Raw genomic sequence first — 25,543 nt, 5'->3', positions numbered from 1 at the left:
AAAAAATCCGAAAATATTTAATCATAAATGGATTTAAAAAATAAATTTCATAATCTAAATTTCTTTAAACGAATAAAAAACTGGATTATTTCCAATAAAAAGAAATCGGTTATTGGTTTTATAATCTTAATTATTTATTATTTCTCATTACCACGTACACTTTTTGCAGAACCTTATTCAACGGTCATAGAAAGCAGTACTGGAGAATTATTAGGAGCAAAAATTGCAAGCGATGGTCAATGGCGTTTTCCAGAGCAAGACTCTATTCCTGATAAATTCAAACAATGTGTGGTCTATTTTGAGGACGAACACTTTTATCATCATTTTGGATTTAATCCTGTAGCTATGGTTAAAGCAGTAAAACAAAATAAAACTGCGGGAAAAGTGGTTCGAGGAGGAAGTACAGTAACACAACAGGTCATTCGCTTGGCTAGAAAAAATAAAAAACGAACCTACTTCGAAAAAATTATTGAAATTATTCTAGCCACTCGATTAGAATTTAGATACTCAAAACAAAGAATCTTAGAATTATATGCTGCACATGCCCCTTTTGGAGGAAATGTAGTAGGATTAGAAATGGCTGCTTGGCGTTATTTTGGAGTGCAACCACACCAATTATCATGGGCTGAAAGTGCTACTTTAGCAGTGCTGCCTAATGCTCCACGACTTATATATCCAGGTAAAAATCAGCAATTATTACTAAGAAAACGAAATCGGTTACTTAAAAAATTATTAGATAATAAAGTAATTGATCAAATGACCTATGATTTAGCACTAACAGAATCTTTGCCTCAAAAGCCTTACGATTTACCTCAAATAGCACCGCATTTATTACAAAAAGTAGCGAAAGAAAATTCACAACAAAAAATTGTAACAACAATTGATGTTTCCCTGCAAAATAGAGTAAACCAAATAGTACGACAATATTATAGTCAGTATAGCCAAAATGAGGTTCATAATATGGCTGTTATTATATTAGATGTAAGAAATAGAAACATACTCAGCTATGTAGGAAATACCCCTACAGATGCTAATCATGATAAAGATGTTGATATCATTACAGCTCCTCGAAGCACAGGAAGCATTTTAAAACCTTTGCTTTTTGCTTCTATGTTAGATGATGGCGAGTTGTTGTCTAATACTTTAGTACCTGATATTCCTACTCAAATATCAGGGTATATACCTCAAAATTATAATTTAACTTTTGACGGAGCTGTGCCTGCGCAACGAGCACTTTCAAGATCATTAAACATTCCAGCCGTATTAATGTTACAAGAACACGGAGTTCATAAATTTTACGAAACATTAAAACAATACAAGTTAAAAAATATTAATAAACATCCTGATCATTATGGATTATCGTTAATATTAGGAGGTGCTGAAAGTAATTTGTGGGATTTGAGTAGAACCTATGCTAATTTAACTTCAACCTTAAATTATTATAATGAATTTAAACAATATCGCAAATATGAATTTAGCGAACTCAATTATAAAAAAGATTTTCAACCAAATTTTGGAACGGAACAAGACCAAAAAGAAGTAGTAGGAGCAGGAGCAATATACCTTACTTATGAAGCTATGAAAGAAGTCAATAGACCAGCAGAAGATGAGGCTTGGCGTTTTTATGATTCCTCTATCCAATTAGCTTGGAAAACAGGTACTAGTTTTGGAAATAGAGATGCTTGGGCTATAGGCACAAATAGTGATTATGTGGTAGGTGTATGGGTAGGAAATGCGTCAGGAGAAGGACGACCACAATTAACAGGTATTGATAGTGCAGCACCTGTTCTATTTGACGTATTTAATTTATTGCCTAGAAAAAAATGGTTTAAACCACCTATTTCTGATTTAGTTGAAAAAGAATGTTGTGCTCAAAGTGGTTATTTAGCCAAGACAGGATGTCCTAAAGTAAAGCAAATGATTCCCAAAAACGGAACAAAAACAATAATATGCCCTTTTCATAAAACCATTCATTTAGACATTACAAAACAGTTTCAAGTAAATAACACTTGTGAAGATGTCGATAAAATAGTAACCCAATCGTGGTTTATACTGCCCCCCGTTATGGAATGGTATTATAAAGGATTACATATAGATTATAAACCATTACCCCCATACCGTCAAGATTGTCAGGGAGCCTCTCAAGGCACTATGGGATTTATTTATCCTAAAGCTAATAGTAAAATTTATCTAACAAAAAATTTTCAAGGAAAAATACAACCTGTAATTTTTAAAATAGCCCACTCTAATCGAGAATCAAAGCTATATTGGTATATTGATAAAGAATTTGAAGGTACCACACAAACTTTTCACGAAATGCCAATTATAACATCTACAGGAAGACATCTTATAACGGTAGTAGATGAAAAAGGAATGGAACTTAAGCAATATGTAACCATTGAAAATGAGTAGATTTTTAAAAAACATTTTTGATTTTTATATAAATAGTAGCATTCATGTTGCTTTAGCTGTTTTTGCCTTTGTGCAAATTAGCTGTATTGAATTTCATATTTCAAATACTAATAATGTTAGAGAGTTTGCATTCTATGGTACGATTGTAGGTTACAATTTTATTAAATACTATGAATTAACCAGAGTTAGAAAACAGGTTTGGCATAAGCAATTAAAATGGATCGTTTCGTTAAGTTTTGTTTCGGTATTATGCTGTGGTTATTATTTCTTTCTGCTCAACAGCATAACTCAAATTACAGCAATAGGAGTACTTTTACTTACGGGATTTTATACCTTGCCCATAGTACCTAAAAAAACTAATTTTAGAAACTGGAGCGGAGTAAAAATATATTTAGTGGCTTTGAGTTGGGCTATTGTAACCGTTTGGTTACCCATTTTTAATACTGAATTAGTTATAAAATATGATGTTGTTTTTTATTTCATTCAAAGATTTTTTGTTGTGTTTGTTTTGATGCTTATTTTTGAAATCGTTGATTTGTCAAAAGACAAATTAAGTTTACAAACTATTCCGCAGCAAATAGGAGTGAGACAAACAAAATGGTTAGGGTATGTTTTGTCGGTTATTTGTGTATTATTGGAAGTTTTTAAATTCAACAGCAATGGCAATTTCAATAATCAATTAGTAGCATTGCAATTGATATTGCCATTTTTTATTGCTATTGCATTATTTTTTGCTACCCCTAATCGTTCTAAATACTATACGTCTTTTTGGGTGGAGGCAATACCTATTGTTTGTTGGGTTTTATGTCTGATTCAACTTAAAAATTATTAAAGGAAAATGAAAAAAATATACATTTTACTGCTTTTTATGATTACTTTAAGTTGCAAGCAAAAAAATGATTCCAAACAAGAAGTTTGTAAATGTAACTCTAATTTATTTTCTAGATATTCTTTGTTTATAACCAATGTAGTTGTAATTGATACTTTAGATAATTATGAATTAACTTATAATTGTGCATCGGTTAATTTTAACATTAAATCAATTTTTAATTCAAAAGAAAATAATGAATCATTTAATACTGATTGTATTTCAGAAGAGGTAAATAAACTAAGATTGACTAAAGATTTTAGTTACAGTACTGAAGAAATGAAATATATGGAAATAACAGTTGAAGGAGCAAGATTAGATTTTTTTGAAGAGGTGAAAAATAATAAAAAAGCAATGTTTATGGTTAGATTGAATGAAAAGAAAGAGATAGATTTAATTGAAAAGATTTAAGTTTTAATTTTCAAGAATGTTTGATTAATTGCTTTCCTGTTTGTGATTTTAAAAAACTCGTTCATTTAACAACCTTTTCTCAACCAAGAGATTGGAAAATTTCTTTTTGATTCTGTAAACACTTGATTGTTAGGTGCTGTTAATTGTTTGGAATCAATTCACAAACAAAATACTCTTGTGTATCATTTATAGTTACTTTATACCAAAAAATACCTCTCTTATTCCCAAATAAAATTTCTCTCTCTTTAAATGGAGTAAATTATACCATTTAAACTTAAAATATACTGGATTAAAAAGTGAAATTCTCGATCTGTTTTTTTTATTTTAAAACAACTCGAACAAACGGTTGAGTATATAATTGAAATCATCATTAGTTCGAGCGCGAAGCGCATCGAGAATCAACACTAATTTTTATTGTTTTTGTAGGATAGTGTCTAAATCAACATACAGTTTGTTACTCCTACGTAAGGAGGAGTCTCATAATCAATAGTATGTGATTTCTCCCTTTGGTCGAAATACAAGATTGCGAACTTTTTGGACAGTCTCAAGGTTAAAAAAATAGTATTATGAGGAAATTTCAAAGTTTAAATGGTATTAGACTTAGAAATAAAAACAAATACTTTAGTTATTTGTTACACAGTGTAGTGTCACACAAAGTTTTTTTAGCGAATGTTTCGACTACTTTGAGTTCCTTGTGGTGAAGTTCAATTATTGCTTTATACGAATTTTTCTTTGTGAAACTTCGTGCCTACTTAGTGGGACTTTGTGTAATTATTTTTATTCAATAATTCTTTAAACGCCATTTCCAAATTCTCATATTCAAAACTAAATCCTTCTTGGATTAATCGTTTCGGAATTACATTTCTACTTTTTAAAACCAATTCGGTCTCAGTACCAATGATTTTTGCGCCAAATGCTAACATTCGTTTGCCAAGTGGGGTTCCAAAAGGTGCTTTCATTTCTTTACGAAGTGTTTTCATAAAGGTTTTGTTTTGGATTGGTTCGGGAGAAACTAGGTTCACTTTTCCTGTAATTTCTTTCTCGATGATGTACTCTATGGCTCGGGCAAAATCTTTTTCGTGAATCCAACTTATAAATTGGTTGCCATTTCCTTGTTTACCTCCAAAACCCATTTGTACCAGATTTTTAATAGGAGGGAAAGCACCCCCTTTTTTGCCTAACACAATAGAAGTTCTCAATGCTGTTTTTTTTGTTTGTGGGGTTTCGGTTTTAAAAAAGGCTTTTTCCCAACTTTGAGCTACATTCATCGAAAAGTCATTACCTATCTCTCCAGTGTATTCATCCATTTGCTTGTCTTCAGAATGACGATATATGGTCGCAGTTGAAGAATTCATCCAGTGTTTAGGCGGATTTTGACATTGTAAAACGGCTTCGTTTAGGATCTTTGTACTTTTAATTCTAGAAAGCAAAATCTCTTTTTTATTTTTCTCATTATATCTGCAATCAACAGATTTGCCTGCCATATTAATCAATACATCAGCATTCTCTAATTCGATTTCCCATCCACCTAAACTTTTAGCATTCCAATGCACATAACATATATTGTTTTCTTGTCTAGATTTTCCTCTAGTTAAGACGATGATTTCAGTGCATTTTTGTTGGAAATAATCTATAATGACATTTCCTAAAAATCCCGTACCAGCGGCAATGACTAATTTTTTCATATTTGTTTAATGATTTAATTTTTCAATCTTGTCATTTCGACGAAAGGAGAAATCACATTAGAGTGACTTCCCTTACTAAATTAGATGATCTTCTAATAGTTTTCTATTTTCAAGCTATAATTTGATTATTCAAACTCGTTTCTTTAGATTTTCTTTTTCCTCTAAAAAATAGGTACAAATTGAAGAACATCATCACACCTAAATAAATTGAAAATCCTCCTATTTGATAACTCAATTCTTCAATAAGTTCTTGATAGGTGTTTTCCTGAAGATTGATTTCTAGTATCATTAATGCGTAACCTAAGTTGAGGAGGTAGAATCCTGTTTCAAATAGCTTGTTGGTCGCAGTGGCAATTTCTTCTCTACCTTTAAAAATATCGAGCATAAAGGTTTTGCCATTTTTGAATAATGTTTTTGATACATAAAAAGTTAAGACAATTACAATAGGTAAATAGATTGTATAACCGATTAAAATTTTTGAAGTTTCCATAATGATTTTATTTAATTAATTTTTGAACGTAATTTGTTAGTATATAAAGATTTGAATAATGTAAGCAAGATAGTATAAAGGCAATCGTTGCAATTTTTAGGGCAAGGGTTTCGATGAGTTGTTGGATGGTGATTATCTCATTCCACCAAATAAGCGTCATAGCACTGTACCCTATGTTTACAAGATAGTAGCCAACTAAAAGTGTTTTATTTATTTGAACACATAAATCGGCGTGGTTTGGAATTAATTCGTTGACATACACATTCCCGTTTTTGTAACATATTTTGCCTACGACAGCTATGATAAAAATGATTATGATTAAAAAAGAGGTATAACCAATCAGATTATAATTAAAAGGGATCATAAATGTTAATTTTTCTTTTGTTTTTTACCGTAATCACTGAACCTTTGGCTAGATAGACAGAACAAGGTTTCACTGTATTTAAAAAGCGAAACTCCTTTCCGTAATTTTTTTCAAAATCTACTGCAATGTGGTAGTTCTTGATGGTATATTGTTCCCATTTAGGATGCTGTACTTCGTATTCGTAGGTAGTGTTTTTTGCATATTTGGCGTAACCATAATAATGTTCCATAATAAATTCGGCTTCGCTCTCTGGATCTAATGGAGATAAGAAATCATAAGCATTTACTTCAATTTTGTTGATTGTGTTTTCTTGATTCCAGGTATAGCATACATGTAAAATCTCAGCTTCTAATTTTATATTATGATTCATTGTTTGGGTTTCATAATGCTCTTTATATAAAGTGTTTGCTACGAAAGTAATGGCGCTTTTAGGAACAATTTCTTTAATAAAAACGACACCACGTCTCCATTCACCGTTTTCAAAGCGTTTTACATAAAATCGAAGATTTACTTCTTCAAAATTGTTATGATTAGGAATTTTAAGACCTAAAACTTTTGTGTCTTCAAACATAAATCCAATGAGACTCACATAACAGTTACCATTAAAATAATCCAATTCGGTGCCAGCTGGAAGGTATTTTTGTAAGACAGCTGGTTGGACAATATAATTTGCCATTGCCAAGTTTTTCCATTGTGCGGTTAAGAAGTTCATAGTGTTAATAATTATTTATAAATTTCAAACTTTCAGAAAAAAATGAAAGTTTTAATTAAATTTTTTTTGAAAATGAATGATATAAGTTAAATAGAATATCAGCAAAATAGGTAGTGTGAAAAACCAATTAAAAGTTCTATCCCAAAACGCAAAGAAAATAATGACAAGAGCAAAATAACTATATATTAATTTGTTTTTTGGAAATGCAATCAAGTATAAAGTTGCTGCTAATACTTGTAAAAACCCTGTTATTGCTAAACCATATCCGCCTAGGACTAGGAAAAGTAAAGCAATGATATTTATTATTTTGCTTGTTGTAACTATAGTTTTCATAATATTTGTATTTATTAAACTTTCAGAAAAAAATGAAAGTTTTTGATTAAAATTTTTTATTTCATAAACTTAACTAACAATTGAGCCAACCAATTGTCTTTGTATTCTGTGATTTTGTCCAAAACATTATCAGCTTTGAGTACAAAGTCATATAGTTTTGTGGTTTGTTCTACAAAATGTTTTTCTTCAGCTGATGTATTTGCGTCAATAGAAGACACTTCTTTTAGTACTTTTAAAGCGGGTTTTATTTCTCGCTTACTTCTTTCTCTAGAAATTTTAACGGCTAGTTCGTCTAAGTCTTTTTCGGCAGTAAAAAACTCACGTCTTTCACCTGCTTTGTATTCTTTGTATACAATGCCCCAATCCATTAAAGCACGTAAATTCATACTAGCATTTCCACGAGAAATTTGTAGCTCTTCCATAATGTCTTCCATAGAAACAGCTTCGTTAGATACCATCAACAAGGCGTGAATTTGTGCCATTGTTTTGTTGATACCCCACTGAGAACCTAACGCCCCCCAGGTTTGTACAAACTTATTTTTTGCTTCTTTGAATTCCATACCCCAAAGGTATAAAAATGTTTTTAAACTTTCAAAAAAAAATGAAAGTTTATTTTAAGAGGCAATTTTAAAAGTTACCTCTTATCTTCTTTGCTATAATTTGAAACGCCATCTATAGGTATTTGAGTTCCTGAAAATTTAGGTTTTCTATTTCGTAACACGTCTATAAATGCTTTGAATCTTGAAAAATATTCTCTAAAGCAAACATATTTGTATCCTTTGTACAGACCTTTATTGGCAGAGTAACCTATGGAATTAATTCCAATTTGGTTACCAATATAAATAGCTCTGTTTAGATGGTATTCCTGAGATATTAGCACAGCATTTCTAATTGAAAATATTTTTTTCGCTCTATACAAAGTCGAATAACTATCAAAACCCGCATAATCAATGTAAATTTTAGTGGTATCCACCCCGTGCTGATAGCAATAATTTTTCATCACAGTTAGTTCATCATATTCTTCTCGACCGTTATCTCCAGAGAGTAGAATTTTTTGTATTTTGTTTGCATTGTAAAGTTGTATGCCTGCATCTAATCTGTCTTTTAAATATTTACTTGGATTATTACCATTTATTCCAGCACCGAAAATAATCCCCACTTTAGTGGTGGGGATGTCTCTTTTAGATTTGTAAATATTTTTTTCTGTAATTGAATTGATATAGAGGTTTACTGTTACTACAGCTACCATAAATAGCGTAAAACTGTAGAGCGCTATTTTTTTATATTTTTTGAAGATCATGAGTGTTAAATTATAAAAGTCCCGCTCTCTTCAACAAAGCTTCGGGTTTAGGTTCTTGTCCTCTAAATTTTTTGTATAACGTCATAGGATGATCTGTACCTCCTTGTGATAAAACATAGTTTTTAAATTTATCCGCTACTTCTTTGTTGAAAATACCATTTTCTTGGAAATAAGCAAAAGCATCAGCGTCTAGGACTTCTGCCCATTTATAACTGTAATATCCTGATGAATAGCCACCTTGAAAAATATGAGAGAAAGAAACACTCATACAGTTTTCTGCTACATCAGGATAAAGCATTGTATTTGCCATAGATTGTTTTTCAAATTCTTTTACCGACTTGATTTCAGATGGATTTTGCCCGTGGAAATCCATATCTAGAAGACCGAAACTCAATTGTCGTAATGTTGCCATTCCTTCCAAAAAGCTTGCACTTTCTTTAATTTTATTTACATATTCCTGTGGGATCACTTCTCCAGTTTCATAATGTTTAGCAAAGAGAGCCAAGGCTTCTGGTTCATAACACCAATTTTCCATTACCTGACTTGGTAGCTCTACAAAGTCCCAATAAACAGAGGTTCCTGACAGACTTGGGTAAGTTGTGTTTGCTAACATGCCATGTAAAGCATGTCCAAATTCGTGAAATAGGGTCGTAACTTCTTGAAAAGTGAGCAATGAAGGCTTGGTAGGGGTAGGTTTAGTGAAATTGCACACAATGGAAACATGAGGGCGTTCATTTACTCCGTTTTGAATATATTGGTGTTTAAAAGAGGTCATCCATGCCCCATTTCGTTTTCCTTCTCTAGGGAAATAATCAGAATAGAAAACAGCGACTAAGTCCCCTTTTTCATCCGTAACTTCAAAAGTATGAACTTCATCATGGTATTTGTCAATATCGAAGACTTCGGTAAAAGTTAAGCCAAATAATCGATTCGCAATTTCAAAAGCACCAGCTTGTACTTTTTCCAATTCAAAATAAGGTTTTAGTTTTTCATCATCCAGATTAAATAATTCTTGTTTTAATTTTTCTGAATAATAGGCACCATCCCATTTTTCTAATTGATCAATGCCGTCCATTTTTTTTGCAAAGGCCATCAATTGTGCAAACTCTCTTTCTGCGGCAGGTTTTGCTTTGGTTAATAAGTCATTCAAGAACGATTTTACTTTTTCAGGATTTTGCGCCATGCGTTCTTCAAGGACAAAATCAGCATGCGTTTTATAACCTAATAAATTAGCTCGCTCATGTCTTAGATTTGCGATTTTAATTGCAATAGCTTCATTATTGTTTTCATTTTTCTGAAAGCATTTTTTTCCATAAGCTATGGTTAATTCTTTTCGTAATTCTCTATTCTCAGCATAAGTAACAAAAGGTAAGTAGCTTGGTATATTTAGAGTAAAAAGCCAACCTTCTTTGTTTTTACTTTTAGCTAATGCCTGAGCTGTTTCGATAGTATCTTCTGGTAGTCCTTTTAAGTTTTCTGGATTAGTGATGTGGAGTTCATAATTGTTGGTTTCAGCCAAAGCGTTTTCTCCAAAAATTAGTTTTAATTTAGCTAATTCAGTATCTATTTCTCGTAAACGTGTTTTTTTATCTTCAGCTAGTAAAGCACCATTTCTTGTGAAAGATTTATATTTTTTATCCAGTAAAGTATTTTGTTCTACAGATAAATTTAAGTTGTCTTTTTGATCGTAAACTTTTTTAATACGTTCGAAAAGTTCAGCATTTAATGTGATGTCATTGCTTAATTCTGTTAATAAAGGGGAAACTTCTTGTGCTATTTTTTGCATTTCTTCAGAAGTTTCGGCAGAATTCAAATTAAAAAAGATGCTGGTAATTCTGTCGAGTGTTTGTCCAGAGAATTCTAAAGCTTCTATTGTGTTTTTAAAAGTAGGCGTTTCCTGGTTTTTAATAATCGTGTCAATTTCTTTTTTAGTTAGCGCAATACCTTCAATAATGGCAGGTTTGTAATCTTTCAATTCAATTGAATTAAAAGGAGCTGTATTGTGTTTTGTTTCAAATTTATTAATGAGAATTTTCATAAAATTATGTGTTTTGTCTAATTTTTGTGTTATATAGTAAAAGGTTATATGTTTGGTGTCTTGATTTTAGAGATAAGTGTTGAAAATCTAATGATGTTTAAAATTTGAATATTGATTTAACACAATCGGTATTCATGTTACTTTAAATTTCTAAATACTACTGGATCTTTTTCTTTTTGCTAAAATAGAAAATATCCTAAATAAAAAATCCCGATTTACTCGGGATTCTATTATTTTTTTAAATTTTCTGAGGCATTCAAAACCGCTTGTTTTAAACCTTTTTTATAATCAATTATTCTTTTTAAAATGTCTTGATTTTGTGCACCAATAATTTGTGCTGCTAAAATACCTGCATTTTTAGCTCCATTTAAGGCTACTGTGGCAACAGGAACCCCGCCAGGCATTTGTAAGATAGATAAAACAGAATCCCATCCATCAATTGAATTGCTTGATTTTACGGGTACACCTATCACAGGTAGTGGACTCATCGAAGCGACCATGCCTGGTAAATGTGCCGCTCCACCGGCACCAGCAATAATTACATTGATTCCTCTTTTGTGTGCATTGCTACTAAAATCAACCAACTTTTCAGGGGTGCGGTGAGCCGAAACGATGTCAACTTCTGTCTCGATTCCAAATTCTGCTAATATGTTTATGGCATCCTGCATCACTGGCATGTCAGAAATGCTTCCCATTACGATGGCTACTTTCATAGTGTGTTGTCTAAATTATGTATTATTTTATGGTTGTGGAATCATTTTCCAAATGTCTATGTTGAATTCAATCTCTAAACTTCGTATAAATTGAAGGTGGTTTATGTTTTTTTGAATTATTTTTTGGAAATAAACTGTTGGATTTTCATAATGTTGTATTAATTCAAAACATAATTCAATATATTTTTTTCTTTCAATAGATAAGTCGTAATCGTCTAGTTTTAAAAGTTTTACTAAATTTACAGCTTCTCTGTCTTCTCTGTCAGTTGCTTCAAAAAGTTTTAAATCTTGATTGTAAGAAATTCTCTTTTCAAAATTTTCTTCAAGCGGATATAAAATAGGTTGATATTTATCCCACTTGTTTGATTTTTCTCTATTCCATTGAGCTTTACAAAGAAAAAGATTTTGGTACTTATTTCTATCTGTAAAACTTTTAGACGGATTAAAATGGTCAATATCTTTTTGATCAGTTCTGCCTAAATAAGTTTCAGTATAAGCACAAAATCCTTTTTGTTCATTGAATAGAATTTGGCAAAGTTTCGAATTATCCCCATCTATTATATAACTCAAATCTTTGGCTAAAGAATCTGTAAATTTAACTTGCTTTCTCATTAAAATTTATATGCTTTAGCAAGAATTAGAATTTCGTCTAATAATTTATCTTTTTCCTCTTCATTCTCTACCGTAGCAATTTCCCTCTTTAATTCTCTAAATCTCTCAAAAGCTCTTCTGCCTTTTTCGTTCATTAAAAATTCTAATTCAAAATCATTTTTTAAAATATCATTCGGGTCATCACCTATAGGAGACGTTCCTTGTCTTACAGCCACTTTTCCTTCTTCATCGAAATATAAAATAAATCGTTCACAAGGTTCAAAAGAGGCTGCAATAAATGGAGAGTGGGTTGCTATTATAAACTGAGCATTTTGTGCTAGCCTTTGATAATGATCCATCAGTTCCATTTGCATATCAGGATATAAAGAACGTTCTGGTTCGTCTATTAAGACGATTGATTCATTGGTTTCGAGTTTGTAAAGAGGTAAGGAGTTGAGTAAAAGTTGTTTGGTTCCCGTACTGATGTTTTTTATATCAACATTCTCTCCTGTGTTTTTATTTTTTAAAGGGATAATGTTTTTTGCATTTGTTAAATCAACTTCTAATTGAATTTTCTCTAAGATGATATTGAATTTTTCTGAAAAATCTATTAGAGGATTTATATTTTCTGATTTCCAAGCATCTATTTTGTTTTGAGAGGAATTGTCTAGTACATTTCCGCTATTAATTAATTCTGTTGCAAATTGTAAAAAGTTTTGTAAATAATTTATACTTGAATTTAGTAATCTGATCCAAATTTCTTCTTCAATATTGTCATTGAAAATTATGTTTTGATTTTCATTTACAGCAAATTGATCAATAAAAGAAAAAGTTCTAGATTTTTCTATTAACAAAATAGGTTCTTTTTCGAAAAATTCTAAATTTTTAGTTGATAGTAGTTCAGCTGTAAAATAAAATAGACTTTTTGCTTCTTTTATAAGTGTGCTAGTAAAAGTTGATTTATTCGAACTTCTTTGTATAATGTTTCCATTTAGGTAGTAATTGCCTTCTTTAAAACTAAAGTTATTTTCGTTTATCTGTAATCCAATAGTACTATCATATTTATTGAAATTTATCCAGATTTTGCTATCTTCATCTAATTCAGTACTCAGTAGATTGCTAATATCTTTGTGTATTAGTTCTAATAACTTCGTTTTTCCTGTTCCACTTTGCCCAATAAAACATATTTTGTTTAAAGGTTTTCCACGCATTGTTTCATCGTGAAAATCCATAGGATAGGTAAAGTCAAAATCTAAATTTTCTAAATGTCTGTATTGGTCTATATGTAACTTTGAAAGTTTCATTTATTTTTAATTACAAATTTATAACTTTTTATGAATTTTTAAATTCCCCCTTTGGGGGTTAGGAGGCTTTTCTATTGACTAATCACTCTAATATTATTTTTTACTTCTTCAGCAATTCTTCTTGCTTCACTCATGTTTTCATTTACTATCGTTACATGTCCCATTTTACGGAAAGGTCTTGTTTCGCGTTTTCCATAAATATGAGGAGTCACACCTTCTATTGCCATTATTTGTCCGATATTTTTATAGACTACTTGTCCAGAATAGCCTTCTTCTCCGACTAAATTTACCATAATACCAGCTACTTTACTATTTGTATTGCCTAGAGGTAAATCTAAAATAGCCCGCAGGTGCTGTTCAAATTGTGAGGTATAACTTGCTTCAATACTATAATGACCTGAATTGTGTGGGCGAGGCGCAACTTCATTTACAAGAATATCATCATCTTCTGTTTGAAACATCTCTACCGCAAGCAAGCCCACGTGGTTCATCGCTTCAGAAACCTTTAAAGCCACCTCGCGTGCTTTTTGTGCTACAGTATCGTCAATCCTAGCAGGACAAATGGTGTATTCTACCTGATTGGCTTCTGGGTGAAATTCCATTTCAACTACGGGATATGTTTTTATTTCTCCTTTAGGATTGCGAGCAACTATTACCGCTAACTCATTTTTAAAAGAAACTAAGTCTTCCGCTAAACATTCTACTTCAGGTAAATCAAGTAAATCCATGCTAGAACGAACAATTTTTACGCCATTCCCATCATAACCACCTTGAGCTGATTTCCAGACAAAAGGAAATTCTAATTCATTTTTTTTAATAGCTTCTTTTAGATCAGTAATGTCAAAAAAACGTTGGTGTACTGAAGTAGGAATATTGTTTTTTGAATAGAAATCCTTTTGTTGTCCTTTGTTTTGAATTAATCGTAAGGTTTTGGGCGATGGATAAATAGCTAAGCCTTCTTCTTCTAGTTTTTCTAAAGCTTCTAGGTTTACATGTTCTATTTCAAGAGTTAATAAGTTAACTTTTTTTCCAAATTGATAAACGGTGTCAAAATCTAGTAAATTACCTTGGTAAAATTCATCGCATCCTGTTCTTGCTGGAGCTTCTTCGTTAGGATCTAGAACAAATGTTTGGATGTCAAATTTTTGTGTTTCCCATAGAAGCATTTTTCCTAATTGACCACCTCCTAATATTCCCAATTTAAAATCGGAAGAAAAATAATAATTCATTGTAGTTGTTGTGTTGTGTGTAGAGCAAATATACTATTTTTTCAAAAAAACGAATGAAGATGAGGTATTAATAAAAAAAAATACCCCGTTTGGGAAGGGTATTTTAATGAAAGACGACTTTGGGTTAAAAGTACGCTTTGAAATAAGTAGGGTGTTTATTTATAGTTTTTTAGTTTGTTTTGCTTGATTCAAAATTAGAGAAAATTCTGTTAAAAAATATACGGTTTTTCCGTATATTTTGTTAAAGTCTGTTTTTTTTATTTTTTATTGGTTAACTATTTGTTGTTGAGCTTGTTGTGTTTTGTTTATTGTCTTGTGTTTTAGTTGTTTTATCTCTATGTTGTAGTCTTTGTCTTATATGATGCGAATTTTAGAGTAAAAAGTTAAACTTTGAAAGTTAAATTTTGATAGGTTAGAGGGGGATTTTTTTTATTTCATAAACTAACTAGAGTTTTAACGCTGTTTTGTGAGCAATATTTTATTTTATAGCGAACTACATAATGATAAAGAGAATGAAATAAATAATGAGAAATATTATTTATTTGATCATCAGAGTTTTTAAATTGGTTTTATAATTTAAGGAAACGAAAATCTGATGAAATAATTATTTTTTACTGAATTTGAATGAAAAAATAATTTTCTACAAGATTATTTTTTTAAAATAGAGTTCCAAAAAGTAAATAAAAACTTAAGAACTTAAAACTAATATCTAAAATCTTTATGTTATCTTTGCTGTTTATTTTTTTAAACAACACAAAATGGAGATTAAGTTACACGATAAGTATTTTAAACCGTTTATAGGGTCTGAAGAGCTTGATTTCGCTATAGGTAATTTAGCCCAGCAAATCAAAAATGATTTTGAAGATGAAATACCCGTTTTTATAGGAGTACTCAATGGATCGTTTATGTTTTTGTCAGATTTGATGAAGCATTATGATTCTTCTTGCGAAGTTTCGTTTATAAAATTAGCTTCTTATGAAGGGATCAGTACGACTCATGAAGTGAAACAGTTAATTGGTTTAAATCAAGATTTACAAGGGAGAAGTGTGGTAATCGTAGAAGATATTGTAGATACAGGAAATACAGTAGAAGAACTAAAAAATATTTTTAAGAACCAAGGGGTTAAAAGACTTAAAATAGCTACTTTGTTTTTTAAACCAGAGGCTTATACTAAAGAGATAAAGCTAGACTATGTAGGAATTAGAATTCCAAATAAGTTTATTGTAGGGTATGGCTTAGATTATGATGGTTTAGGACGAAACCTGAGGGAAGTATATCAGTTAGCAGAATAATAAAAATAAGATTAACAAAATAAAAATTTTAGAATAAAATGATTAATATCGTTCTTTTCGGAAAACCTGGAGCGGGAAAAGGGACTCAAGCTGAATTTTTAACAAAAAAATATAATTTAACTCATTTGTCAACTGGAGATATCTTTCGTTTTAATATTAAAAATAAAACGGAATTAGGAATGTTAGCTAAGACATATATTGACAAAGGTGATTTAGTGCCAGATGATGTTACCATTAAGATGTTGGAATCTGAAGTTGAAAAGAATTCTAATTCATTTGGTTTTTTATTTGATGGATTTCCTAGAACTATTGCCCAAGCAGAAGCTCTTGATCTTTTTCTGACCAGTAAAGAACAGATAGTTACAGCAACGATTGCTCTAGAAGCAGATGATGAAATTTTAGTACAACGATTACTAGAACGTGGTAAAACATCAGGACGTACAGATGATCAAGATGAAGAAAAAATAAGAAACCGTTACGAAGAATATAATGAAAAAACAGCCCCTTTAATTGGGTATTATCAAAATAAAGGAAAATTTCATGCTATAGATGGTATTGGTACAATTGAAGAAGTTACACAACGATTAAGTTCAGTTATAGAAAAATTATAAGATTTGTTTGTAGGGTTTAAATTAAAAAGGCGAAATGTTATATTTTTGTGTAAATTAAATCAAATAAAACAAATGATTTATAGTTTAAAACTTACCCAAATCAAACGAAGATAATTAATGGAAATAGTCATAATATTCTTGTTGATACTGTTAAATGGAGTTTTTTCTATGTCAGAGATTGCACTCATATCAGCAAGAAAAAATAGGTTAGAAACCGCAGCCAAAAAAGGCAATACGAGTGCAAAAACAGCATTAGATTTAGCCAATTCTCCCAATAAATTTTTGTCAACGGTACAAATAGGGATTACCTTAATAGGAATCTTAACAGGTATTTACTCTGGAGATAAAATAACGCATGATGTACAAGCGTTTTTTGCAAGTTATCCTGTAACAGTTCCATATTCTAAAAGCTTAGGGACAGGAGTTGTAGTGGTAATGTTAACTTTTTTTTCTTTAGTGTTAGGAGAGTTATTACCTAAAAGAATTGGTTTAAATTACCCTGAAACAATTGCTAAAGCGGTAGCTGTACCTATGAAAATGATTTCCGTAGCTACAGCTCCTTTTATTTGGTTATTAACCAGTTCTACTGAGTTTATATTGAAAGTTCTTAATATAAAACCAACAGCAGACGGAAAGGTTACTGAAGAGGAAATAAAGGCTATTATTAAAGAAGGAACTGAAGGAGGAGAAGTACAAGAAATTGAACAAGACATAGTAGAACGTGTTTTTCATATTGGTGATCGTAAAGTTAATTCCTTAATGACACATAGAAAATCAGTAGTTTATCTTTCATTAGAAGATCATGTGAATGATTTAAAATCACAAGTATTAGAAGAATTACACTCTGTATATCCTGTTTGTGAAGATAATTTAGATAATGTTGTAGGAGTGGTCTTTTTGAAAGATTTATTTGCAAGTTTTGAAAATAGAGGAAATTTTGATTTGCGTTCAATAACGAAAGAACCTGTTTATTTTATCGAACACACTTCGGCCTATAAGGCTTTAGAAATTTTTAAGAAAACAAAGGTACATTATGCTTTTGTAACAGATGAACATGGCGTATTACAAGGTATTATAACTCTTAATGATATTTTAGAAGCATTAGTAGGTGATGCTTCTGAGTTTTATGAAGAAGAATTTCAGTTAATATCAAGAGAAGATGGAAGTTGGCTTGTAGATGGACATTATTCTTTGCATGATTTCCTAACTTATTTTGATATGGATGATCTGATTAATGATTACGAAGTTACAACAGTAAGTGGATTAATTATGACAGAATTAGGTTCCATTCCCAAAGTAGGAGAAAAACTTATTTGGAATAGAATGGAACTAGAAGTAATAGATATGGATGGAGTAAAGATAGATAAAGTGATTGTTCGTTCATTAAGAGAAATAAATTAAAATTAAAAAAAATAGCTGAAGATCAAGCTAATGGTTGGGGAGAGAGAAGTAAAAGAAGGTTGTGAGTAAAGAAGAAAGCAATAACCTGTTCTTGAATACTTTTGATTTATATATAAAGCAATAAAAAAGAAAAGATGACAGAGGGTAACTTTGTAGATTACGTAAAAATATATGCAGCTTCAGGTAAAGGAGGGAAAGGTTCTTCTCATTTACACCGAGAAAAATTTATTGAAAAAGGAGGTCCTGATGGAGGAGATGGAGGTCGCGGAGGTCATGTTATAGTAGTAGGAAATAAGAATCTATGGACATTATTTCATTTGAAATTTTTAAGACATATTAAAGCAGGTCATGGAGGAGATGGAGGTTCATCTCGTTCTACAGGTCATGATGGAGAAGATAAGTTCCTAGAAGTGCCTTTGGGAACTGTAGTAAAAGACAAAGATACAGATGAAGTATTATTTGAAATTACAGAACATGGACAAAAAGAAATATTGGTAAAAGGAGGTAAAGGAGGATTAGGAAATTGGCATTTTAGAAGCGCAACTAATCAAACACCAAGATATGCTCAACCAGGCATGCCGAGTAACGAAATGGATATTATTCTAGAATTAAAGGTACTAGCAGATGTGGGTTTAGTTGGTTTTCCTAATGCAGGTAAATCTACATTATTATCTGTACTAACCTCTGCTAAGCCTAAAATAGCTGACTATCCTTTTACAACATTAAAACCTAATTTAGGAATTGTAGCATACCGTGATTTTCAATCTTTTGTAATAGCCGATATTCCAGGAATTATAGAAGGAGCAGCGGAAGGTCGTGGGTTAGGACATTATTTTTTACGTCATATTGAGCGTAATTCTACCTTGCTTTTTTTGATTCCTGCTGATGCGGATAATATTAGAAAGCAATACGATATTTTAATTGATGAATTACGTAGATATAATCCAGAACTTTTAGATAAAGAACGATTAGTTGTAATTTCTAAATGTGATATGTTAGATGATGAGTTAAAGACTGAAATGAAAGTACAATTAGATCAGGATTTTAAAGGTATTGAATATTTATTTATTTCTTCTGTAGCGCAACAAGGAATGCTAGAGTTAAAAGATAAGTTGTGGAAAATGCTTAACACGGTAAATTAAAATTTTAAAAAACTAATATATTATCTAAGTGATGAAAATAATTTTTAAGTTGTTTTTAGTAATTTCTGTCTTAGGGTTTGCTCAAGATAGAAAATGTGGTACGGAATCCTATATGCAGGAATATTTAAAAGATCCAAAAAACAAAATAGATCATTATAAATTACAAACTAAATTTAAGGAAAGACTTTTAAAAAATACTAGAGAAGGAAAAACAGAAGATAAACTAGCTGAACCTATAAAAATACCCGTAGCAGTTCACTTTCCAATGTTTACATCTCCTACTGAAAACGATAAAAAATGTATAGCAGGATTAGTACAAAGCCAAATAGATATATTAAACGCGGATTATAATGCGGAGAATAAAGACCTTTCAAAGTGGAGCGTTGATGCGCGTATGTATCCTAATACTTTGAACGGAAAAATGAATGTTCAATTTGTTTTAGCTACGAAAAATCATCCCAAAGAATCAGGATTAGTAGATGGCGTTCCAGCGATTACATTTGGTACAGATTTTTTAAATAATTCTGATTCAGATCCTACATGGAAGGGATATATGAATTTAGTAGTTCGTCAAATCCCTGAAAAAGATAATTCGCAAATATTAGGCTATTCTGTTTTGGGAGGAAGACCATCACAAGGTCATACTGTAGTCATAAATACTTTTTGTTTTGGTAGTGGTTTAGGATGTCCAGGGTATGTACCTGTGAAAAATAATGATTTAGGAAGAACATTGACGCATGAATTAGGACACTTTTTTAACTTAAGACATACTTTCGGTGATGGTAAAGGTTGTGCAACTAGTGATGATGGTATAGCAGATACACCAAAAGTGGGTTACGCAAGTTTTGGTTGTCTTAAACCAGGATCAGTTCCTGGTTGTGAGCCAAATGAAAAAGCTTTAACCATGAACTATATGGATTATCTAGATGATCCTTGTATGTATATGTTTACACAACAACAAGCCGCTGCTATGAAAACCTATTATGATTTGATATCATCTCAATTTGTTAAAGATGTATTTGATAAGGGGCCTGTAGTTGTAACGGATCCTAAGCCTAAAAAAGATTTTAATATTTACCCAGTTCCATTTAATGATATATTAAATATAACCTTTGAAAAGGCACCCTCTTTATATACCCTTCAAGTAGTAGACCGTATAGGTAGAATTGTTTATGAAATAAATGATACCCAAGTAGAAATAGAAGAAAAGCACGATTTGTCTTTCTTAGATTCTGGAGTTTATTTTATAATTATGAGATTTGATAATGAAGAAATAATAAAGAAAGTAAACAAACGATAAGATACATTAAAAAAAAGAGGCTGTCCAAAAAGTAATAAATCAAAATGCAGTTTGTCACTCCGGTAAGGAGGAGTTTCATAATCAATATTATGTGATTTCTCCCTTTGGTCGAAATGAACAAGATTGCGAACTTTTTGGACAGTCTCGTTGTATAAAACTATCGTTCAAGTTTAAAGTTATCAAGAAGTTTTGGACGTTTAGGTTCGTTAGCAACTTTCCATGAAGTTCTGTACATCCACTCCGTCATTTTATATAATTTTTTAAAATTGATATTTTCTGATTCATCTTGCGGTGTGTGATATTGATGATGTAAAACAGAAGTAAAAAAAATAGCAGGTATCCCCATTCGAGCATAAGGAGCATGATCACTTCTAAAATAAAAATATTCAGGATGCTCAGGTAAATCCCAATCTTTTAAAAATTTAAAACGGGTACTTTCGTTGTTAGCATCAATAGCCATTTTAACTAAATCATCAGAGTTTTTATGAGGACTTTCTCCTCCTAATAAAGCCGCCTCATCTAAATTATTACGCCCAATCATATCGCCGTTTAATACAGCCACTATTTTGTCTTTAGGAACCATTAAGTGTTGAGTATGATATCGAGAACCTAATAATCCTCGTTCTTCTGCACCATGAAATACAAATAAGAGGCTGCGTTTTGAAGGTTGCTTTTGATACGCTCTAGCTATTGCAAGCATAGCAACACAAGTGCTTGCATTATCATCCGCTCCATTATATATACTGTCATTCATTACTACGTGTCGGATACCATCGTGATCTTGATGACCGCTAATTAATACATATTCGTTTTTTAGCAGAGGATCTGTTCCGTCTATTTTTCCGATTAGGTTAACGGATGGATATTGATACGTTTCCGTTTCTAGACGAATTTCTATTTCTGGATTTTGAGTTAACCATTCTTTGTTGGATCTTTTAATCCAAAATAAAGGAAGAGTGTTTTCAACTTTATCTCGTAATCCCTCTATACCATATATACCTCGTGTCATTTGAGGGAGTACTTCTGTCCAACTTTTTTCGGAAATGGCGTCTGTTATAAATATAATTCCTTTAGCACCTAATTTTTTTACTTGATTGTAATATTTTGTTTTAATAAAACCAGGGTAACGGCGTTCAAACAAAGTCATCTCTTTGTCTATATTGGTGTCAGAAATTTCAATTGCAACGATTTTGTCTTGAATGTTCTTCGTAGCTAATTCATCGGGTTCCGCCTTGCCTACATATACAATAGCCGTTTTAAAATCAGCATTTACCACATCCGCTACTAATATGTCTTTCCATATATTAAGACTTTTATTACCTATCTTTATATAACTATTCGGACTTATTTGATGACGATACATGTCAAAAAATTGATAATAAGTGCCAAATTCTCCAGCTGGTTGCATACCTGTTTCTCTCATTTTATTAACAAACCAAGTAGATACTTTTAGTTCATCTAAAGTACCAGCCTCTCGCCCCAAAAATTGATCCCCTGCTAATTGGTACATATCAGTTCGAAGATCTTTTTCTTTAAGGGCTTCTACTAAGGGCTTCTTATAATCTTGTGCCTGTGCCGTTAAAGCGGCTAAATAAATCAATAAGATTTTTTTCATCTCTATTTGTAATTGAATTTAAAGTATATGTTTTTTAAATAATTCTGTTAAACCGTTAAATATTAGATCAAGAAAAGATCGTTTTTAATGTCTAAATGTAATTAGAAATAAAACACAAAAGAATTATTTTTTAATACAAGCCTGTAATTAAGTCTTTTCAGTTGCCGATCGTTAAATCTAAATGGTTTTTATTAAACTGCGTTTTGCTTTTTTAAAGATTATTTACTGAAAACACATATTTGTTGTTATAAAAGAAAGTTCTAGTTGTGTTTTTTGGTAAAAAATAAATATTTGGTTTTATTTATTTAAACAATAAGTATTTTTTGTTTATATTGCTTTTGAATTAAATATTAAATATATGTTAAAAGAATTATTATTTTCTTGTTTATCTCTTGTTTTTTTAGGGATCAACGAAAAAAAGTAAATTGTCAAAAAAAGATTTATCAATTGGATAAATCTTATCTGAAAAAAAGTAGAGTTCTAGGAGTTTTTGACCTAAATCTAGAACATACTGTTTATAATTCTAATATTCAAAATATTAGAGATGCTTTTAGAGGAAATGCAAATGTTCCGAATGTTTTACAAGTTAAAGTAAAGATTAATGAAGCCAGTTGCCTTCTGTACCTTAATGCAGCTTTTGAAAGTAGGGCTTGCATACCCGCCCCAAACGCTTCATTGTATGTCATAGGATTTAAGGGAGGAGATGGAAGAGATTATTTATTCAATATAGAACCTTTCCCAAATCCTGAATTGAAAGGGATCAATAGTATCATTCTTTCGATAGATGGTTCTTATAGAAGTTTAGGTCATGCTTCCTCATTGCCAATGATTAATAAAGCTGAGTTAGAGACTTTAGTTAGAACAATAAGTAATTTTAAAGGTACAATAATATCTTCTGCATTATCTTCTGCATTAACTAAAATCATCATCATGACTTGTGAAACTTCCCGTTTTAAGTCTGTTGAAACAGATGTATATAATATGTTAAGAACTTCTACTCCATTTGATGCGTCAACTCGTTATGATATGATAAAAAGATGGAATACAACTTTGTTAGGAGATAATAATTTTTAATTTTTTAAATCTATGAAATTTTATATACTGTTTTTGTTTTTTATAAAAGGATTTTCACAAGATCCTTGTAGTCGTTTTGCTATTGTATCTTCCAATTTGCAAACGGAACAGCAAAAGGAAGAGTTAAGGCAATATCTAGACAGAGCAAAAGATGCAATAAAAGAATTTATATCCACTAATGGAGGGGCATGTGTTGATGTTATACGTGTTAAAATGCTATTATCTTCAAAAGGTTTTTCAGTTGGTGAGGGGGCTACTTTTGCTTATTGGAAATGGCGTTATCCTCAATACGAATCATTTAATCACACTGCTGTAACAATAATTTTTAAAGGAAAAGAATTGGTATTAGATCCAACTCATAAACAATTTAGAGGAGTAGATCCACTAGATGAAGATATTATTTGTCTTCCAGCCAAAGATTGGATGAATGAGTTAGTAACTAGAACTAAAGGTCAAAATCCTGTTTTGGATCACCAACTTCGGAGTGGTGAGTCATTGTATACTTTTGTGTGTCCTGACTGTACAAAACCCAAATTAAGTGAACAGCAAAAAAAAGCTATTGAGGAATTTGATAAACTAGATGATATACGATTAAAAGTAGATATTAGAAGAGAGGTAAGTGATAGAAGGAGAGAACGCTGTATTATTTTTTAATTTTTACTATGTATAATTTTATGAAAAAGTTTATTACTACTTTGTTTTTCTTGTTCTTTTCTTTTTTGGGGTTAGGACAAAAAGGTTTTTATCCTGTTATGGATCCCATAAAGTCAACCAATAGTTATTGTTTAAATGAAAATTGTTATTACTGTTCTACTGCAGCATTGCTAAACACAACAGTTACAGATTTAGTTGCATCAACAGGTATAATGCAACAAGATACTGCACAGATAGATGAAATTATAGATTTATTTAGAAATGCAGGAGTTAGTGTTCGGTGTATTACAGGTTTAGATGAAGCTACTGCTTATTGTCTTCTTTCTACTTTACCCAATGGACAAAGTGTAGGATTAGCTTATACACGTCAAGGAGGTAGTGGTCACATGGTGGTAGTTACCCGTGATAGTGGATATTATAATAACGGTATCAATCCAAGTTTAAAATGTGTAGATTATCAATCAAATCCCCCCAGAATTACCGGTTTTCCGTATGAAGGGGGAAATTTAATATACAATATATTTATTAAAAATTGAACTATATTATAAAGAATTTTGATTTTTTAGATAATATAGAAATAATTATGAGATTTTATTTGTAGATATTTAAAATCAATTATAACTTTATAATATTATGTTAAAAAAAATATAAAATGAATCAAATTTTACCTAAATCTACAATTCCCTTGTTTTTAGGGAGTGTTTTTTCTCTTTTTGCATTTAAAAATGTGTGCAAAAAAGAAGTTATAGATCCAGAAGTTCAACGCGATATACGCGTTTTGAAAAGTCATAGTTTTGTGGTTTCAAATCCGTATTTAGCTATTGCTATCAAGGATGCTTTACGAAATATTGAATTAGTTACTTCTTTAAACAGAGAAGATACAAGACAAGGAGGATCCACAATTTGTAAATATGATACAGAAATAGGATTACCTAAAAGTTATACTATTGGTTATTCAAAAAATAGTGCAGGCACTCTTTTACACGAGTTAATACATGTTTCAGTTAATCAAAACTTACTTCAAGATTTTGTTAATTACAAATCACCTATAAAAGATAATCCAGTTGCTCCTCAGTACGTTGCTGATGGAGTAAGATTAAATGAAAATTTAAGACAAGCCAAATGGATGGATCTAGCAGAAAATACTAAACGAACAGAACAGATGCAAAAAATTGTTAGTTTAACTGATGTTTGCACTAAGTTGAAACCTGAGGTAAAGGCCTATATAAAGGATAAATGCAGTTATGCTTCTATAAATCCCCATATTGAATATTCAACTACTGTTGTTCAACTAGCCTACTATATGTTTTTACAAGGCTTTCCTGTAAAAAACGCTCCTGTAAATACTCCAGAAAACAATTTGTATGTAGAAATTGATAAAGCATTGATAGAAGATTTAAAAGCGCGTAATGTAATATCAAACACATGCTCCTTAAACTAACCCCAATAAACTAAATTTAACCTAATTTATATGCAATTATTTTTTTATTTATTTTTTATTCTTACAGGGTTTATATTGCAAGCTCAGTCAAGAATTCCAGTGGTGTACGCAACCGCTACCATTGAAGAAGAGTCCGTTCAAGCTCCAAATAATTTAGATTATGCTTATGATGAAGATGTAAAATCTGCCTATCATTCTAAATGGTCGATTAGTGGAGTGCCTAATACCTTACAATTTTATTTGAGTAACACCTGCTCTAGTGTTAGTAAAGTAATTTATAAACCTAGGCGTTTAGGATTAAATGGAATTTTTACCAAAGTAAATATATCCTATAGCCTTGCAAATGCTCCTACCGTTTTTATCCCTTTACCAGGCGGAAATAACGGAGAATTTATTTGGATTGCAGATAATACGGATAAAGTTATTAATTTATCACAACCTATTAATAATCCCGCAATTTTTAAATTTGAAGTAACTCAAGCATACGGTAATTTTACTAGTTGTGCTGAAATGGGGTTTGAAGGAGTAGTGATCGGTTCAGGAATTAAAACATGTAATTAAAT

26 protein-coding genes are annotated in these 25,543 nt (G+C 31.0%); 13 read left to right on the top strand and 13 right to left on the bottom strand.

The genetic code is table 11. The annotated features are described in order from the left end of the window. Nucleotides 1-27: 27 nt before the first annotated feature. From pbpC to AWN65_RS11090, 3 genes are read left to right on the top strand one after another with little or no spacing between them, the layout of a single operon-like run. The gene (gene pbpC / locus AWN65_RS11100) at nucleotides 28-2,412 is read left to right on the top strand and encodes a penicillin-binding protein 1C (protein ID WP_060383219.1); all 2,385 of its coding nucleotides are present in this window, start codon (nucleotides 28-30) and stop codon (nucleotides 2,410-2,412) included. Further along, nucleotides 2,405-3,244 carry a UbiA prenyltransferase family protein gene (locus AWN65_RS11095; protein ID WP_060383218.1) on the top strand — a complete coding sequence of 280 codons (840 nt, stop codon included), beginning with the start codon at nucleotides 2,405-2,407 and terminating at the stop codon, nucleotides 3,242-3,244. Before pbpC ends, AWN65_RS11095 begins: the two co-directional genes overlap by 8 nt. Nucleotides 3,245-3,250: 6 nt before the next feature. Continuing rightward, complete coding sequence (locus tag AWN65_RS11090) at nucleotides 3,251-3,691, top strand: hypothetical protein (protein WP_060383217.1); 441 nt, start codon at nucleotides 3,251-3,253, stop codon at nucleotides 3,689-3,691. Between the two features lie 752 nt (nucleotides 3,692-4,443). On the opposite strand, the gene AWN65_RS11085 is transcribed toward AWN65_RS11090, so the two are convergent. From AWN65_RS11085 to AWN65_RS11035, 12 genes are all read right to left on the bottom strand, one after another. Further along, nucleotides 4,444-5,376: a TIGR01777 family oxidoreductase gene (locus tag AWN65_RS11085; RefSeq protein ID WP_060383216.1), complete on the bottom strand. Its 933-nt coding sequence runs from the start codon at nucleotides 5,374-5,376 to the stop codon at nucleotides 4,444-4,446. A gap of 109 nt (nucleotides 5,377-5,485) precedes the next feature. Then, nucleotides 5,486-5,866: a hypothetical protein gene (locus AWN65_RS11080; protein ID WP_060383215.1), complete on the bottom strand. Its 381-nt coding sequence runs from the start codon at nucleotides 5,864-5,866 to the stop codon at nucleotides 5,486-5,488. A gap of 7 nt (nucleotides 5,867-5,873) precedes the next feature. Further along, nucleotides 5,874-6,230, bottom strand: coding sequence for a hypothetical protein (locus tag AWN65_RS14640; RefSeq protein WP_081078435.1), 357 nt, complete (start codon nucleotides 6,228-6,230; stop codon nucleotides 5,874-5,876). Beyond that, entirely contained in the window at nucleotides 6,217-6,942 is a 726-nt protein-coding gene (locus AWN65_RS11075; RefSeq protein WP_060383214.1) for a YqjF family protein, read from the bottom strand. Before AWN65_RS11075 ends, AWN65_RS14640 begins: the two co-directional genes overlap by 14 nt. A gap of 51 nt (nucleotides 6,943-6,993) precedes the next feature. Then, the gene (locus AWN65_RS11070; RefSeq protein ID WP_060383213.1) at nucleotides 6,994-7,275 is read right to left on the bottom strand and encodes a hypothetical protein; all 282 of its coding nucleotides are present in this window, start codon (nucleotides 7,273-7,275) and stop codon (nucleotides 6,994-6,996) included. Nucleotides 7,276-7,331: 56 nt separating this feature from the next. Next, a complete protein-coding gene (locus tag AWN65_RS11065) occupies nucleotides 7,332-7,835 on the bottom strand; it encodes a GbsR/MarR family transcriptional regulator (protein WP_060383212.1) in 504 nt (167 codons plus the stop codon). Between the two features lie 74 nt (nucleotides 7,836-7,909). Then, the gene (locus tag AWN65_RS11060; RefSeq protein WP_235588313.1) at nucleotides 7,910-8,524 is read right to left on the bottom strand and encodes a SanA/YdcF family protein; all 615 of its coding nucleotides are present in this window, start codon (nucleotides 8,522-8,524) and stop codon (nucleotides 7,910-7,912) included. 61 nt (nucleotides 8,525-8,585) lie between these two features. Then, on the bottom strand, nucleotides 8,586-10,613 hold the full coding sequence (locus tag AWN65_RS11055; protein ID WP_060383210.1) for a M3 family metallopeptidase: 2,028 nt from the start codon (nucleotides 10,611-10,613) through the stop codon (nucleotides 8,586-8,588). 230 nt (nucleotides 10,614-10,843) lie between these two features. Continuing rightward, a complete protein-coding gene (gene purE / locus AWN65_RS11050) occupies nucleotides 10,844-11,326 on the bottom strand; it encodes a 5-(carboxyamino)imidazole ribonucleotide mutase (RefSeq protein WP_060383209.1) in 483 nt (160 codons plus the stop codon). Between the two features lie 27 nt (nucleotides 11,327-11,353). Further along, complete coding sequence (locus AWN65_RS11045; RefSeq protein WP_060383208.1) at nucleotides 11,354-11,938, bottom strand: HNH endonuclease domain-containing protein; 585 nt, start codon at nucleotides 11,936-11,938, stop codon at nucleotides 11,354-11,356. Beyond that, entirely contained in the window at nucleotides 11,938-13,221 is a 1,284-nt protein-coding gene (locus AWN65_RS11040) for an AAA family ATPase (protein ID WP_060383207.1), read from the bottom strand. Before AWN65_RS11040 ends, AWN65_RS11045 begins: the two co-directional genes overlap by 1 nt. Before the next feature lie 71 nt (nucleotides 13,222-13,292). Then, nucleotides 13,293-14,450 carry a 5-(carboxyamino)imidazole ribonucleotide synthase gene (locus tag AWN65_RS11035; RefSeq protein ID WP_060383206.1) on the bottom strand — a complete coding sequence of 386 codons (1,158 nt, stop codon included), beginning with the start codon at nucleotides 14,448-14,450 and terminating at the stop codon, nucleotides 13,293-13,295. Nucleotides 14,451-15,208: 758 nt separating this feature from the next. Here AWN65_RS11035 and hpt point away from each other — a divergent pair. The 5 genes from hpt (at nucleotide 15,209) to AWN65_RS11010 (ending at nucleotide 20,196) form a co-directional block, all read left to right on the top strand. Further along, nucleotides 15,209-15,742 (top strand): hypoxanthine phosphoribosyltransferase, encoded by a 534-nt coding sequence (gene hpt, locus AWN65_RS11030; protein ID WP_060383205.1) that lies wholly within the window; start codon nucleotides 15,209-15,211, stop codon nucleotides 15,740-15,742. A gap of 38 nt (nucleotides 15,743-15,780) precedes the next feature. Further along, nucleotides 15,781-16,353, top strand: coding sequence for an adenylate kinase (locus AWN65_RS11025; RefSeq protein WP_060383204.1), 573 nt, complete (start codon nucleotides 15,781-15,783; stop codon nucleotides 16,351-16,353). Nucleotides 16,354-16,521: 168 nt separating this feature from the next. Continuing rightward, nucleotides 16,522-17,754, top strand: coding sequence for a hemolysin family protein (locus tag AWN65_RS11020; protein WP_060383203.1), 1,233 nt, complete (start codon nucleotides 16,522-16,524; stop codon nucleotides 17,752-17,754). 134 nt (nucleotides 17,755-17,888) lie between these two features. Next, a complete protein-coding gene (gene obgE, locus AWN65_RS11015) occupies nucleotides 17,889-18,896 on the top strand; it encodes a GTPase ObgE (RefSeq protein WP_060383202.1) in 1,008 nt (335 codons plus the stop codon). Nucleotides 18,897-18,927: 31 nt separating this feature from the next. After that, on the top strand, nucleotides 18,928-20,196 hold the full coding sequence (locus AWN65_RS11010) for a M43 family zinc metalloprotease (RefSeq protein WP_060383201.1): 1,269 nt from the start codon (nucleotides 18,928-18,930) through the stop codon (nucleotides 20,194-20,196). A gap of 157 nt (nucleotides 20,197-20,353) precedes the next feature. Here AWN65_RS11010 and AWN65_RS11005 read toward each other — a convergent pair whose 3' ends face one another. Continuing rightward, nucleotides 20,354-21,811, bottom strand: a complete 1,458-nt coding sequence (locus AWN65_RS11005) for a M28 family metallopeptidase (RefSeq protein ID WP_060383200.1) — start codon at nucleotides 21,809-21,811, stop codon at nucleotides 20,354-20,356. Nucleotides 21,812-22,258: 447 nt separating this feature from the next. Between AWN65_RS11005 and AWN65_RS11000 the strand changes: the two genes are divergently transcribed. The 5 genes from AWN65_RS11000 to AWN65_RS10980 all read left to right on the top strand — a co-directional run bounded on the left by AWN65_RS11000 (nucleotide 22,259) and on the right by AWN65_RS10980 (nucleotide 25,541). Further along, nucleotides 22,259-22,885 carry a ribosome-inactivating family protein gene (locus AWN65_RS11000; protein WP_060383199.1) on the top strand — a complete coding sequence of 209 codons (627 nt, stop codon included), beginning with the start codon at nucleotides 22,259-22,261 and terminating at the stop codon, nucleotides 22,883-22,885. A gap of 12 nt (nucleotides 22,886-22,897) precedes the next feature. After that, on the top strand, nucleotides 22,898-23,539 hold the full coding sequence (locus AWN65_RS10995) for a hypothetical protein (RefSeq protein WP_060383198.1): 642 nt from the start codon (nucleotides 22,898-22,900) through the stop codon (nucleotides 23,537-23,539). Nucleotides 23,540-23,559: 20 nt separating this feature from the next. Continuing rightward, a complete protein-coding gene (locus AWN65_RS10990; protein WP_014166321.1) occupies nucleotides 23,560-24,075 on the top strand; it encodes a hypothetical protein in 516 nt (171 codons plus the stop codon). Nucleotides 24,076-24,191: 116 nt separating this feature from the next. Then, the gene (locus AWN65_RS10985; RefSeq protein ID WP_060383197.1) at nucleotides 24,192-24,980 is read left to right on the top strand and encodes a hypothetical protein; all 789 of its coding nucleotides are present in this window, start codon (nucleotides 24,192-24,194) and stop codon (nucleotides 24,978-24,980) included. A 30-nt stretch (nucleotides 24,981-25,010) separates the two neighbouring features. Continuing rightward, nucleotides 25,011-25,541 (top strand): discoidin/SUN/FTP domain-containing protein, encoded by a 531-nt coding sequence (locus tag AWN65_RS10980; RefSeq protein WP_060383196.1) that lies wholly within the window; start codon nucleotides 25,011-25,013, stop codon nucleotides 25,539-25,541. The last annotated feature ends 2 nt before the right edge of the window (nucleotides 25,542-25,543 follow it).

Source organism: Flavobacterium covae (assembly GCF_001534645.1).
GTDB classification, from domain to species: domain Bacteria; phylum Bacteroidota; class Bacteroidia; order Flavobacteriales; family Flavobacteriaceae; genus Flavobacterium; species Flavobacterium covae.
Note: the sequence above shows the minus strand (reverse complement) of the source record. Positions and strands in the feature narration are given on the sequence as shown.

What these genes read in the sequence shown, in the direction of transcription:
- AWN65_RS10985 (WP_060383197.1), top strand. Translation starts at nt 24,192, where the DNA reads ATGAATCAAATTTTACCTAAATCTACAATTCCCTTGTTTTTAGGGAGT.
- AWN65_RS11080 (WP_060383215.1), bottom strand. Translation starts at nt 5,866, where the DNA reads ATGGAAACTTCAAAAATTTTAATCGGTTATACAATCTATTTACCTATT.
- AWN65_RS11035 (WP_060383206.1), bottom strand. Translation starts at nt 14,450, where the DNA reads ATGAATTATTATTTTTCTTCCGATTTTAAATTGGGAATATTAGGAGGT.
- hpt (WP_060383205.1), top strand. Translation starts at nt 15,209, where the DNA reads ATGGAGATTAAGTTACACGATAAGTATTTTAAACCGTTTATAGGGTCT.
- AWN65_RS11075 (WP_060383214.1), bottom strand. Translation starts at nt 6,942, where the DNA reads ATGAACTTCTTAACCGCACAATGGAAAAACTTGGCAATGGCAAATTAT.
- obgE (WP_060383202.1), top strand. Translation starts at nt 17,889, where the DNA reads ATGACAGAGGGTAACTTTGTAGATTACGTAAAAATATATGCAGCTTCA.
- AWN65_RS10980 (WP_060383196.1), top strand. Translation starts at nt 25,011, where the DNA reads ATGCAATTATTTTTTTATTTATTTTTTATTCTTACAGGGTTTATATTG.
- AWN65_RS11095 (WP_060383218.1), top strand. Translation starts at nt 2,405, where the DNA reads ATGAGTAGATTTTTAAAAAACATTTTTGATTTTTATATAAATAGTAGC.
- purE (WP_060383209.1), bottom strand. Translation starts at nt 11,326, where the DNA reads ATGAAAGTAGCCATCGTAATGGGAAGCATTTCTGACATGCCAGTGATG.
- AWN65_RS11020 (WP_060383203.1), top strand. Translation starts at nt 16,522, where the DNA reads ATGTCAGAGATTGCACTCATATCAGCAAGAAAAAATAGGTTAGAAACC.
- AWN65_RS14640 (WP_081078435.1), bottom strand. Translation starts at nt 6,230, where the DNA reads ATGATCCCTTTTAATTATAATCTGATTGGTTATACCTCTTTTTTAATC.
- AWN65_RS11010 (WP_060383201.1), top strand. Translation starts at nt 18,928, where the DNA reads ATGAAAATAATTTTTAAGTTGTTTTTAGTAATTTCTGTCTTAGGGTTT.
- AWN65_RS11045 (WP_060383208.1), bottom strand. Translation starts at nt 11,938, where the DNA reads ATGAGAAAGCAAGTTAAATTTACAGATTCTTTAGCCAAAGATTTGAGT.
- AWN65_RS11090 (WP_060383217.1), top strand. Translation starts at nt 3,251, where the DNA reads ATGAAAAAAATATACATTTTACTGCTTTTTATGATTACTTTAAGTTGC.
- AWN65_RS11070 (WP_060383213.1), bottom strand. Translation starts at nt 7,275, where the DNA reads ATGAAAACTATAGTTACAACAAGCAAAATAATAAATATCATTGCTTTA.
- AWN65_RS10995 (WP_060383198.1), top strand. Translation starts at nt 22,898, where the DNA reads ATGAAATTTTATATACTGTTTTTGTTTTTTATAAAAGGATTTTCACAA.
- AWN65_RS11005 (WP_060383200.1), bottom strand. Translation starts at nt 21,811, where the DNA reads ATGAAAAAAATCTTATTGATTTATTTAGCCGCTTTAACGGCACAGGCA.
- AWN65_RS10990 (WP_014166321.1), top strand. Translation starts at nt 23,560, where the DNA reads ATGAAAAAGTTTATTACTACTTTGTTTTTCTTGTTCTTTTCTTTTTTG.
- AWN65_RS11060 (WP_235588313.1), bottom strand. Translation starts at nt 8,524, where the DNA reads ATGGTAGCTGTAGTAACAGTAAACCTCTATATCAATTCAATTACAGAA.
- AWN65_RS11085 (WP_060383216.1), bottom strand. Translation starts at nt 5,376, where the DNA reads ATGAAAAAATTAGTCATTGCCGCTGGTACGGGATTTTTAGGAAATGTC.
- AWN65_RS11025 (WP_060383204.1), top strand. Translation starts at nt 15,781, where the DNA reads ATGATTAATATCGTTCTTTTCGGAAAACCTGGAGCGGGAAAAGGGACT.
- pbpC (WP_060383219.1), top strand. Translation starts at nt 28, where the DNA reads ATGGATTTAAAAAATAAATTTCATAATCTAAATTTCTTTAAACGAATA.
- AWN65_RS11055 (WP_060383210.1), bottom strand. Translation starts at nt 10,613, where the DNA reads ATGAAAATTCTCATTAATAAATTTGAAACAAAACACAATACAGCTCCT.
- AWN65_RS11040 (WP_060383207.1), bottom strand. Translation starts at nt 13,221, where the DNA reads ATGAAACTTTCAAAGTTACATATAGACCAATACAGACATTTAGAAAAT.
- AWN65_RS11065 (WP_060383212.1), bottom strand. Translation starts at nt 7,835, where the DNA reads ATGGAATTCAAAGAAGCAAAAAATAAGTTTGTACAAACCTGGGGGGCG.